Source organism: Streptomyces sp. NPDC033966 (assembly GCF_055575955.1).
The window spans coordinates 85,805-98,884 of record NZ_JBVIRQ010000016.1; the positions used below are offsets into that span (position 1 = coordinate 85,805).

A 13,080-nucleotide genomic window follows, 5' to 3' on the forward strand; every position below is an offset into this window, starting at 1 on the left:
GACCGACTGGCCGGAGGACGCCCTACTCCGGGCGGCCGAATTCCTTGCGGATGAATGCGAATATCTCTTCGTCGGACGCGGCGTCGAGCTTTCCGCTGACGGATTCGGCGTCCGCGGCGGCCTGCGCGTCCTTCCAGCGGGAGAGCAGTGCCTCCAGGCGGCGGGTGAGGTTCTTGCGCTCGTCCTGGCCGGGTGCCAGCGACAGCAGGTCGGACTCGAGGCGGTCGAGGTCTCCGTGCACGGAGTCCGTGGTCGCCTCTTCGCGTCGGGCGCCGCCGTCCAGGAGCAGGCCGCGCAGGTAGCCGGCGAGCGCGCCGGGGGTGGGGTAGTCGAAGACCATCGTGGCGGGCAGGGTGAGGCCGGTGGCGGCGTTCAGCCCGTTGCGCAGGCCGACGGCCGTCAGCGAGTCGAAGCCGAGGTCCTTGAAGGCACGGGCTGCGTCGACCGCGCCGGACGAGGCGTGGCCGAGGACGGCGGCGGCGTGGCCGCACACCAGGTCGGTGAGGACGCGGTCCTGTTCCTCGCCGGACAGTTCGGCGAGCTTGTGGCGCAGCGCGTCGGCCGCTCCCGTGTTCCCGGCGTCCTCGTCGCCGCCGTGGCCGGCCTGCGCGAGGATCCGGCGGGCCTGCGGGACGTCCTCGGTGAGGCGTCCGGTACGGGCCGAGGTGAACAGGGGCAGGAAGCGGTCCCAGTCGACGTCGGCGACGGCCACGGCCGTCTCGTCGTGGCCGAGGATCCGCCGCAGGGCCTGGAGGGCCGCAGCCGGGTCCAGGAGCGGCAGGCCGCGCTGGGCGGAACGCTCGTGGAGTTCGCGCGCCTCGTCGGGGTGGGCTTCGGCGTCGAACAGGTCCCATACGCCCCAGCCGACGGCGGTGGCCGGCAGGTTCCGGGCGCGGCGCTGCTGGGCGAGGGCGTCCAGGTGGGCGTTGGCCGCGGCGAACGCGGCGTGCTCGCCGCCGCCCCAGTAGGAGGTGACGGAGGAGAACAGTACGAACGCGTCCAGGGCGGGGCCGTCCGCGCCGAACACCTCGTCGAGGGCCCGGGCGGAGGTGACCTTGGCGGCGAGGGCCTCCTCCAGGTGCCGGCCGGTGGTGGCGGAGAGGGGGGTGAGTTCGACGTGGGCGGCGGCGTGGACGACGGTGCGGACCGGCCGTCCCGCCTGCTCGGCGCGTACGGTCAGCGCGGCGAGCGCCGCCGGGTCCGCGCCGTCCCACTCCTCCAGGGTCACCTCGGTGCCGTCGGCGGCGAGTTCGCCGGCGAGGGCTTCGAGAGCGGGGGTGAACTCCGCGGGGGCCGCGGTGAGCAGGAGGTGGCCGGCGCCCGCGGCGGCGAGGCGGCGGGCCGCCTCGGCTCCCAGGGGGCCCGCGGCGCCGGTGAGCAGGGTCGTGCCGGACGGCTGCCAGTCGCGGGCGGGTGCGCCGTCGGGCAGGGCGGCCCGGACGAGCCGGCGTACGTAGGTGCCGGCGGTGCGGATCGCTATCTGGTCCTCGCCGTCCCGGCCCGCGAGGGCCCCGGCGAGGCGTGCCGCGGCGGCCTCGTCGAGGTCGGCGGGGAGGTCGACGAGGCCGCCCCAGCCGCGCGGCCGTTCCAGTGCGGCCACGAGGCCGAGGCCCCAGACCTGTGCCTGTACGGCGCTGCGCGGAGCGTTCTCGGGGCCGGCGGCGACGGCCCCGCGGGTGAGGGCCCACAGGGGGGCCTCGATGCCGGCGTCGTCGAGTGCCTGGGTGGCGACGAGGGTGCCGAGGAGGCCGGCGCTCTCGTCGGTGGAGAGCAGGGAGAGGACTCCGGTGAACGGCTCGTGGCCGTCCTGCGCGGTGCGCAGGGCTCCGGCCCAGGCATCGCGGTCGGCCCGGGCGGGGTCGAGGGTGAGGAGGTGGGCGCGGGCGCCGTGGGCGGTGAGCAGTTCTTCGAAGGGCCCGGCGGCGGTGGCGGTGGCGCCTTCGGGGGCCAGCAGCAGCCAGTCGCCGCGGAGGCGGGCCGGTGCAGCGTCGGGCAGGTGCTTCCAGGTGATGCGGTAGCGGCGGGCGTCGAGCGCGCTCGCCTCGCGGCGGTCGCGACGCCAGGCGGACAGGGCGGGCAGCAGTTCCTGGAGCGGCCCGGTGTCCTGGAGGGCGAGGGTGTCGGCGAGGGCGGTGACGTCGGCGCTCTCCACGGAGTTCCAGAAGCCGGCTTCGGCCTCGTCCACGACGGGTGCGCGGTCGGCTGCCGGGGTGCCTTCGAGCCAGTAGGTGCGGCGCTGGAAGGCGTACGTGGGGAGGTCGGCGGGCGCGTCGGGGGTGTCGCAGACGCTCTGCCAGTCGACGGGGGCGCCGTGGGTCCAGGCTTCGGCGAGGGAGGCGAGGAAGCGCTGGGCTCCGCCTTCGTCGCGGCGCAGGGTGCCCTGCGTGACGGCCGGGGAGCCGGCGGCCTCGATGGTCTCCTGCACGCCGATCGTCAGCACCGGGTGCGCGCTGGACTCCACGAACAGCCCGTGCCCGCGCTCCAGCAGGGCGCTGATGGCGTCCTGGAAACGGACCGTGCGGCGGAGGTTGGTGTACCAGTACTCGGCGTCCAGCTCCGACCCGTCGGCCCACTCCCCCGTCACCGTCGAGAAGAACGGGATCTCGGCGGTGCGGGGCTCGATCCCGGCAAGGAGGCCGATGACCTCGTCGCGGATCGACTCGACCTGCGGGCCGTGGGAGGCGTAGTCCACGTTGATGCGGCGGGCACGGACGCCGTCGGCCTCGCAGGCCGCCATCAGCTCGTCCAGAGCCTCCGGATCACCCGAAACCACCGTCGACTGCGGACCGTTCACCGAAGCCAGCGCCAGGCGCTCACCCCAGGCGGAGATACGTTCCGCCACGGCGTCGGCCGCAGCCGCGACCGACACCATCCCGCCCTTGCCCGCCAGGGCCACGATGGCCCGGGCCCGCAGCGCGGACACCTTCGCCGCGTCCTGCAGCGACAGCGCGCCCGAGACGGCCGCGGCCGCGATCTCGCCCTGCGAGTGGCCGACGACCGCCGCCGGGACGACACCGGCGGCACGCCACAGCTCGGCCAGGGACACCATCACCGCCCACAACGCCGGCTGGACCACGTCGACCCGGTCGAAACCGGGCGCGCCGCCCTCCTGACGCAGCACCTCCAGCAGCGACCAGTCCGTGTGCGGGGCCAGCGCCTCGGCGCACGCGTCCAGGCGGGCCGCGAACACCGGGGAGGCCTCGTAGAGCTCCACCGCCATCCCCGCCCACTGCGAACCCTGACCCGGGAACACGAACACCGGACGCTCCGCGCCCGTCACCACGGCGCCGTCCACGACGCCCGCCGCCGGGAGCCCGGCGGCCAGCGCCTCCAGACCGGCCCGCGAGCCCGCCGGGACGACGCCGCGCTGCTCCAGCCCGGCCCGGGTCGTGGCCAGGGCGAGGCCGATGGCCGCCTCGGAGACCCCGGTGCCGGCTTCGTCGGCGAAGGCGCGCAGCCGGGCCGCCTGGCCGCGCAGGCCCTCGGCGGTGCGGCCGGAGAGCACCCAGGGCAGGGCGGCGGCGGGGAGGACCGGCCGGGCCGGCTCGGCTGCCCGCGGGGCGGATTCGGCGTCCGCGTCAACGTCCGTGTCCTGGCCGGTGGCCGCCTGCACGATCACGTGGGCGTTGGTGCCGCTCGCGCCGAAGGAGGAGACGGCGGCGGTGCGGGGACCCTCCGTGGCGGGCCAGGGCCGCTCCTCGGTGAGGAGCTCGACGGCGCCGGAGGACCAGTCGACCTCGGGCGTGGGGCCGTCGATGTGCAGGCTGCGGGGAAGCACCCCGTCGCGTACGGACATCACGGCCTTGATCACGCCCGCGACACCGGCCGCGGCCGCCGAGTGGCCGATGTTGGACTTGATGGAGCCCAGGTGCAGGGGGCGGCCCTCGGGGCGGCTGCGGCCGTAGGTGGCGAGGAGGGCCTGGGCCTCGATGGGGTCGCCGAGGGTGGTGCCGGTGCCGTGCGCCTCGACGAGGTCGACCTCGTGGGGCGAGAGCCGGGCGTTGGCGAGGGCTTCCTCGATGACCCGCTGCTGGGAGGGGCCGTTGGGGGCGGTCAGGCCGTTGGAGGCGCCGTCCTGGTTGACGGCGGAGCCGCGGACGACGGCCAGTACGCGGTGTCCGTTGCGGCGGGCGTCCGACAGCTTCTCCAGGAGCAGGACGCCGACGCCCTCCGACCAGCCGGTGCCGTCGGCGGCGGCCGCGAACGGCTTGCAGCGGCCGTCGGGGGAGAGCCCGCGCTGGCGGCTGAACTCGACGTACACCTCGGGCGTCGACATGATCTGCGCGCCGCCCGCGAGGGCGAGCGCGCACTCGCCCTGGCGCAGGGACTGCACGGCCAGGTGGATGGCGACGAGGGAGGAGGAGCACATGGTGTCGACGGAGACGGCCGGGCCCTCCAGCCCGAAGGCGTACGACAGGCGCCCGGAGGACACGGCGGTGGCGATGCCGGTCATCAGATGGCCCTCGACGTTCTCGGCGGCCCCCTCCCGGTCGCTGCCGTAGCCGGTGTACGTGGTGCCGACGTAGACGCCGGTCCGGCTGCCGGCGACCGCCGTCGGGTCGACGGACGCCCGCTCGAAGGCCTCCCAGGCGGTCTCCAGCAGCAGCCGCTGCTGGGGGTCCATGGCGAGGGCCTCGCGCGGGGAGATCCCGAAGAAGTCGGCGTCGAAGTCGCCCGCGTCGTGGACGAAGCCGCCCTCGCGGACGTACGTGGTGCCGAGGTGGTCGGGGTCCGGGTCGTAGAGGGAGTCGAGGTCCCAGCCGCGGTTGACGGGGAAGCCGGAGACGGCGTCGCGGCCGTCGCGGACGAGCTGCCACAGGTCCTCGGGCGAGCGCACGCCGCCTGGGTAGCGGCAGGCCATGCCGACGACGGCGATGGGCTCGGGCTCGTCCGCCTCGACCTCGCGCAGCCGCTGCCGGGTCTGCTTCAGCTCGGCGGTCACCCACCTGAGGTGATCGAGCAGCTTCTGTTCGTTGTCCATCTGGCGGGAGCTCCTTGGATGACGTTCCGGCACGGGCTACGACTTGCCGAGCTCTTCGTGGATGAACGCGAAGATCTCTTCGGCCGAGGCGGACGCCAGTTCGTCGTGGGCGTCGGCTTCTTCGGCCTTCTCCGGGTTCGTGCCGCCCCACTTGGTGAGCAGCACCTGGAGCCGGCCGGCGATGCGGTGGCGCGCCCCGTCGTCCGGGGTGAGCCGGGTGAGGGCCGCGTCGATGCGGTCGAGGTCGGCGAGGACGGACTGGTCCGTGTCGATGTCGCCGCCCTGCAGGTGTTCGCGCAGGTGCTGGGCGAGCACGGCGGGTGTGGGGTGGTCGAAGAGGAGGGTGGCGGACAGTTTCAGGCCTGTGTCGCCCGCGAGGCGGTTGCGCAGTTCGACGGCGCTGAGCGAGTCGAAGCCCAGGTCCTTGAAGGGCCGCGCCTCCTGGACCCCGTCGGCGGTGCGGTGGCCGAGGACCGCGGCGGCGTGTCCGCGGACCAGTTCGACGAGGAGGTGCTGCTGTTCGGCGGGCGCGGCGGCGGCGAGCCGCTGCCTGAGGGCGGAGGCCGAGGCGGTGGTCCCCTGCCCGGCGTCCGGACCGCTGTCCGCCAACGCCTCCTGTACGTCGGCCAGTTCGCTGATCAGCGCGCTGTGGCGCATGGCCGTGTAGGTGGGGGCGAACAGCGCCCAGTCGACGTCGGCGACGCCGACGCAGGTCTCGTCGAGGTCGAGGGCCTGCTGGAGGGCGGCGATGGCGGTTCCGGGCGCGATGCCGATCACGCCGCGGCGGCGCAGGTGTTCGTCGATGTCCTCGGAGGCCGCCATGCCGGCCTCGGCCCAGGGGCCCCAGGCGACGGCGGTGGCGGGCAGGCCGTGGGCGCGGCGGCGTTCGGCGAGGGCGTCGAGGTGGGCGTTGGCGGCCGCGTAGGCGGCCTGGCCGCCGCTGCCCCACATGCCGGCGCTGGACGCGAAGACGACGAACGCGGACAGGTCGAGGCCGCGGGTGAGTTCGTCGAGCAGGTCGGCGGCGACGGCCTTGGGGCGCAGGACGTGGGCCAGGTGTTCGGCGGTGACCTCGTCCATGAAGCCGTTGTCGGAGACGCCCGCGGCGTGGACGACGGCGGTCAGCGGCCGGTCGGCCGGTACGGACGCCAGCAGGGCGGCGAGCTGGTCGCGGTCCGCGACGTCGCAGGCGGCGAGGGTGACCTCGGTGCCCGACGCGCGCAGGGCGGCGGCGAGTTCGGTGGCACCGGGGGCGTCCGCGCCGCGCCTGCTGGTCAGCAGCAGGTGGTCGGCGCCGCCTTCGGCGAGCCAGCCGGCGAGCCGGCTGCCCAGGGCGCCGGTGCCGCCGGTGACGAGGACGGTTCCGGTGGGCCGCCAGGGTGCGGCGGCCGGGCGGGCGGCGGGGGCGGGGGCGCGGCGCAGTCGGCGTACCTGGACGCCGGCGCCGCGGACGGCGAGCTGGTCCTCGCCGCCGGGTGCGGCCAGGACGGCGGCGAGGCGGGCGGCGGCCCGCTCGTCGAGGTCGTGGGGCACGTCGACGAGGCCGCCCCAGCGGTCGGGGTACTCGAGGGCGGCGACCCGGCCGAGGGCCCACACCTGGGCCTGGGCTCCGGTGGGGTCGGCCGTCGGGTCCGAGGGTCCGGTGGAGACGGCGCCGCTGGTCACGTTCCACAGCGGGGCGCCGAAGCCGGCGTCTCCGAGGGCCTGTGCCAGGGCGGCGGTCGCGGCGAGCGCGGCGCTGACCCCGGGCTGGGCGGTGTGCGGGCGGACGTCGAGCGGGAGCAGGGAGAGCACGCCGGCGGGCTCCGGGCCGGTGCCGGCGGCGGCGCGCAGCCGGGCGGCCCAGTCGGTGCGGTCGGCGGCGGTCGCGTCCAGGCGCAGGACGGTGGTGGTGGCTCCGGCGGCGGTGAGCGCGGCGGCGGCCCGGTCGGCGAGCGGCCCGGCGGGGTCCGCGCCTTCCGGTACGACGAGCAGCCAGCGTCCGTCCGGGCGGGCGGCGGCGGCCGGGTCGGGGGCGGGCTTCCAGGTGATGCGGTAGCGCCAGGAGTCGATGGTGTGCTGCTCGCGGCGGCCGCGCCGCCACGTGGACAGGGCGGGCAGGACGCCGCGCAGCTGCTCCTCGTCGGGGAGGCGCAGGGTCCCGGTGAGGGCCGGGAGGTCCTCGCGTTCGACGGCCGCCCAGAACTCGGCGTCGACCTCGTCCTGCGCGGTGGGCGTTCCGGCGCCGGCGGGGGCGGCGTCGAGCCAGTAGCGGCTGCGCTGGAAGGCGTACGTGGGGAGGTCGACCCGGCAGGCGGGGCGGTCGGCGAGCGGCGGTGTCCAGTCGACGGGCAGGCCGCGGGTCCAGGCCTCGGCGAGGGCCCCGAGGAAGGCCTCGGGCTCGGGGCGGTCCTTGCGCAGCACGGGGGTGAGGAGTCCGGAAAAGTCCTCGGGGAGGGACTCCCCCGCCATGGCGGCGAGGACACCCTGCGGGCCCAGCTCCAGGAAGTGGGTGACGCCCTGTCCGGCGAGGTGGGCGACGCCGTCGGCGAAGCGGACGGCGGCGCGGACGTGCTCGACCCAGTAGGCGGCGGTGAACTCGGTGATCTGCTCACCGCTGACGTTGGAGACGACCGGGATAGAGGGGGTCGCGTAGGCAAGGGTCTCGGCGACCTCGCGGAACGCCTCCAGCATCGGCTCCATCAGCGGCGAGTGGAAGGCGTGCGAGACGGTCAGCCGCTTGGTCTTGCGGCCCTGCTCCGCCAGCTTCGCGGCCACGGCCAGGACGGCGTCCTCGTCACCCGAGATCACCACGGACTCGGGGCCGTTGACCGCCGCGATGTCCGCGTCGGCCGACAGCAGCGGGCGTATCTCCTCCTCGGTAGCCCGTACGGAGACCATCGCGCCGCCTTCCGGCAGGGCGCCCATCAGGGCGCCGCGGGCCGTCACCAGACGGGCCGCGTCCGCCAGCGAGAGCACCCCGGCGACGTGCGCGGCGGCGATCTCGCCGATCGAGTGGCCCGCGACGAAGTCCGGGCGGATGCCGTAGGACGCCAGTACGCGGAAGAGCGCGACCTCGACGGCGAACAGCGCCGGCTGCGTGTACTCGGTGCGGTGGACCTCGTCCCCGCCGCCGAAGACGATCTCCTTCAGCGGCAGGTCGAAGTGGGCGCAGACCTCGTCGAAGGCGTCGGCGAACACCGGCTGGGCGTCGTACAGGTCCCGGCCCATGCCCACGCGCTGCGCGCCCTGCCCGGAGAACAGGAAGGCGGTGCGGGCGCCCGCGACGGACTCGCCGCGGAAGGTGCCGGGTGCCGAGGCTCCGGCCGCGAGGGCGTCGAGGCCCTCCAGGTAGCCCTCGCGGCTGTCGGCGAGGACCACGGCGCGGCTCTCCAGCTGGGCGCGCCAGGCCAGCAGGGCGGAGGCGGTGCTCGCCGTGTCCAGCTCGGGGCGGGCGGCGGTGAGGTCGCGCAGGCGGCGCGCCTGTTCGGTCAGGGCGTCGGGGGTGCGGGCGGAGACCAGCCAGGGCAGCAGCTCCCCGGGCGCGGGCTCCGGGGCCGGCACGGGCTCCTGCTCCTGCTCCTGCGGGCCCTCTTCGATGATCACGTGGGCGTTGGTGCCGCTGACGCCGAACGAGGAGACGCCGGCCCGGCGCGGGCGGCCGGTCTCCGGCCACTCCACGGCCTCGGTGAGCAGCTCCACCGCGCCCGCGGACCAGTCCACGTGCGGGGTGGCCTCGTCGGCGTGCAGGGTCCTGGGCAGTACGCCGTGGCGCATGGCCATGACCATCTTCATGACGCCGGCGACACCGGCGGCGGCCGAGGTGTGACCGATGTTCGACTTGATCGATCCGAGCAGCAGCGGACGGTCCTCGGGCCGGTCCTGGCCGTACGTGGCGAGCAGCGCCTGCGCCTCGATCGGGTCGCCCAGGGCGGTGCCGGTGCCGTGCGCCTCGACGGCGTCCACGTCCTGCGGGGCGAGCCGGGCGTTGGCGAGGGCCTGGCGGATGACGCGCTGCTGGGAGGGCCCGTTGGGGGCCATGAGGCCGTTGCTGGCGCCGTCCTGGTTGGTGGCCGTACCGCGCACCACGGCGAGGACGCGGTGTCCGTTGCGGCGGGCGTCGGAGAGCTTCTCCAGGAGGAGGACCCCGGCGCCCTCGGACCAGGCGGTGCCGTCGGCGTCGGCGGAGAACGCCTTGCAGCGGCCGTCGGCGGCCAGCCCGCGCTGGCGGCTGAACTCCACGAACAGGTCGGGCGTCGGCATGACGGTGACACCCGCGGCCAGTGCCATGGTGCACTCGCCGGCCCGCAGGGCCTGGGCGGCGAGGTGCAGGGCGACGAGGGAGGAGGAGCAGGCGGTGTCGACGGTGACGGCCGGCCCCTCCAGCCCGAAGGTGTAGGCGATGCGGCCGGAGATGACGCTGGTCAGGTTGCCGGTGAGGGAGTAGCCCTCGACGCCTTCGCCGCCCATCTGCTGGAGCCCGCCGAAGTAGCCGGGCTGGGTGGCGCCCGCGAAGACGCCGATGGGGGCGGACTTCACGCTCGTCGGGTCGATGCCGGCCCGCTCGAAGGCCTCCCAGGAGGCCTCCAGGAGCAGCCGCTGCTGCGGGTCCATGGCGACGGCCTCGCGCGGGGAGATCCCGAAGAAGGCCGGGTCGAAGTCGGCGGCGTCGTGGAGGAACCCGCCCTCGCGGACGTAGGTGGTGCCGGGGTGGTCGGGGTCCGGGTGGTAGAGGGCCTCCAGGTCCCAGCCGCGGTCGACGGGGAAGGGGCTGATGACGTCGGCGCCGGTGTCGACGAGCTGCCACAGGTCCTCGGGCGAGCGGACCCCGCCGGGGTAGCGGCAGGCCATGGCGACGATCGCCACGGGCTCGTCGTGCGCCGCCGCGCCCGCGATGTGGCCGGTGACGGCGGCGGTGTGCTCACCGAGCACTTCGGCCCGGACGTAGGCGGCGACGGCGGTGGGGGTCGGGTGGTCGTAGGCGAAGGCGGTGGGCAGCCGCAGCCCGGTGGCGTTGTTCAGCCGGTTGCGCAGGTTGACGGCTGCCAGCGAGTCGAAGCCCAGCTCCTTGAAGGCCCGCTGCGGGTCGATGGCGGCCGGCCCGTCGTGGCCGAGCACGGCGGCGGCGTGGGCGCGTACGAGGTCCAGGACGATGCGGAGCTGCTCGGCCTCGGGGAGGCCGCGGAGCTGCTCGCGCAGCGCCGACCCGGCGGCCTCGTCGGCCTCCGCGTCGGGTGCCGAGTGCAGGGCCGCGAGGGCGGTACGGGTCTCGGGGGCCCGGCGGCGGCGCAGCCAGGAGGCCATGTCGGGGAGGGCTTCGCGCAGCGGCTTGTCGCCGTCGATGTCCAGGGTGGCGATGAGGGTGTCGACGTCCTCCTCGTCGACGGCCTGCCAGAACCGCTCCTCGGCCGCGTCGCGGGGGGTGCCGGTGCCGGGGGTCAGCCAGTAGTGGCGGTGCTGGAAGGCGTACGTGGGCAGCTCGACGGAGTTCGCCGGGGTGCCGGGGGCGAGGAGGGGCGTCCAGTCGACGGGGAGGCCACGCGTCCAGGCCGCGGCGAGCGCGCCGAGGAACCCTTCCGGCTCGGGGCGGTGCCTGTCGAGGGCGGTGGCGACCAGGCCGTCGAAGTCCTCGGGGAGGTTCTCCCGGGCCATCGCGGTGAGCACCCCGGCGGGGCCGAGCTCCAGGAAGTGTCCGACGCCGCGTCCGGCGAGGTGGGCGACGCCGTCGCCGAAGCGGACGGCGGCGCGGACGTGTTCGACCCAGTAGTCGGCGGTGAACTCGGTGATCTGCCCGCCGGTGACGTTGGAGACGACCGGGATGGCGGGCGCGGTGTGGGTGAGGGATTCCGCAACCTCGCGGAAGGCCTCCAGCATCGGCTCCATGAGGGGGGAGTGGAAGGCGTGCGAGACGGTCAGCCGCTTGGTCTTGCGGCCCCGCTCCGCGAGCGTGGCGGCCACCGCCAGGACGGCGTCCTCGGCGCCCGAAACCACCACGGACTCCGGCCCGTTGACCGCCGCGATGTCGACACCGGCCGTCAGCAGTGCGCGGACCTCGTCCTCGCCGGCCCGTACGGAGACCATCGCCCCGCCCTCGGGCAGCGCACCCATCAGCGCACCACGGGCCGCCACCAGACGCGCCGCGTCCGCCAGCGAGAAGACACCGGCCACGTGCGCGGCCGCGATCTCACCGATCGAATGCCCCGCCACGAAGTCCGGGCGGACGCCGTAGGACTCCAGCAGCCGGTACAGGGCCACCTCGACCGCGAAGAGGGCCGGCTGGGTGTACTCGGTGCGGTGGACCTCGTCCCCGCCCCCGAAGACCAGGTCCTTCAACGGCAGGTCGAAGTGGGCGCACACCTCGTCGAAGGCCGCCGCGAACACCGGCTGAGCCGAGTACAGCTCACGGCCCATGCCCGCACGCTGCGCACCCTGGCCCGAGAACAGGAAGGCCAGCTTCCCCGGGCGTGCCGTGCCCTCGGACAGGGACCCGTCCGGGGTGCCGTCCGCGAGGGCGCGCAGGCCGGAGCGGAGGCCGTCGGTGTCCTCGGCCAGGACCACCGCGCGGTGGTCCAGCGCGGAGCGGGTCGTCACGAGTGCTGCCGCGACGTCCGCCGCCGGGAGGGAGGTGTCGAGGCCGAGGAGGCGCTCGGCCTGGCCGCGCAGCGCCTGCGCGCTGTGCGCCGAGACCACCCACGGCAGCGGCCCGGCGGTGGCCGGGGCGGGCCGCTGTTCCTCCGGTGCGCCGGCGGGCGCCTGCTCGATGATCACGTGGGCGTTGGTGCCGCTGATGCCGAACGAGGAGACGCCGGCCCGGCGCGGACGGTCGGCCTCGGGCCAGTCCACGGCCTCCGTCAGGAGTTCCACGGCGCCCGCCGACCAGTCGACCTGGGGGGTGGGCTCGTCCACGTGGAGGGTGCGCGGCAGCACGCCCTCCCGCATCGCCATGACCATCTTGATGATGCCGGCGACGCCCGCCGCGGCGGCCGTGTGGCCGATGTTCGACTTGACCGAGCCGAGCAGCAGCGGCCGGTCCTCCGGCCGGTCCTGGCCGTACGTGGCGAGCAGCGCCTGCGCCTCGATCGGGTCGCCCAGGGCGGTGCCCGTACCGTGCGCCTCGACCGCGTCCACGTCCTGCGCCGTCAGCCGGGCATTGGCCAACGCCTGGCGGATCACCCGCTGCTGGGAGGGCCCGTTGGGGGCGGTCAGGCCGCTGCTCGCGCCGTCCTGGTTGACGGCGGAGCCGCGGACCACGGCGAGGACGCGGTGGCCGTTGCGGCGGGCGTCGGAGAGCTTCTCCAGGAGGAGGACGCCCACGCCCTCGCCCCAGATGGTGCCGTCGGCGGTGGAGGAGAACGCCTTGCAGCGGCCGTCGGCGGCCAGGCCGCGCTGGCGGCTGAACTCCTGGAACAGCCACGGGTTGGGCATGACGGTGACGCCGCCGGCGATCGCCATGGAGCACTCGTCGGCGCGCAGGGCCTGGGTGGCCTGGTGGACGGCGACGAGGGAGGAGGAGCAGGCCGTGTCGACGGTGATGGCCGGGCCTTCCAGCCCGAAGGTGTAGGCGACGCGGCCGGAGATGACGCTGTTGACGTTTCCGGTGAGGGTGTAGCCCTCGACCTCGCGGTGCGGGGTTCCCGTGCCCCCGCCCAGGTAGCCGGGGTTTCCGGCGCCGACGAAGACCCCGGTACGGCTGCCCTTGAGGGTGGCGGGATCGATCCCGGCGCGTTCGAAGACCTCCCAGGAGGACTCCAGGAAGAGCCGCTGCTGGGGGTCCATGGCGAGGGCCTCGCGCGGCGGGATCCCGAAGAAGCCCGCGTCGAACCCGGCCGCGTCGGGGACGAACCCGCCCTCCCGGACGTAGCTGCTGCCGTGGGCGTCCGGGTCCGGGTCGTAGAGTCCGTCGAGGTCCCAGCCGCGGTCGGTGGGGAAGGCGACGATGCCGTCGCCGCCTTCCGCCACCAGCCGCCACAGGTCCTCCGGTGAACCGACGTCCCCTGGGTAGCGGCAGGCCATGGCGACGATGGCGATCGGCTCCTGCTCCTTCGCCTCCGCGGCCTGCAGACGCTTGCGGGTCTGCTGGAGGTCGGCGGTGACGAGTTTCAGGTAGTCGCGGAGCTTGT

At 75.3% G+C, this 13,080-nt stretch carries 1 protein-coding gene and 1 pseudogene; both read right to left on the bottom strand.

Translation table 11 applies throughout. From position 1 onward, the window contains the following. Positions 1-22: 22 nt before the first annotated feature. Entirely contained in the window at positions 23-5,014 is a 4,992-nt protein-coding gene (locus ACZ518_RS33210) for a type I polyketide synthase (RefSeq protein WP_469116746.1), read from the bottom strand. A gap of 3 nt (positions 5,015-5,017) precedes the next feature. Then, a pseudogene (locus ACZ518_RS33215) lies at positions 5,018-13,051 on the bottom strand (type I polyketide synthase); the annotation flags it as partial. Between the last annotated feature and the right edge of the window lie 29 nt (positions 13,052-13,080).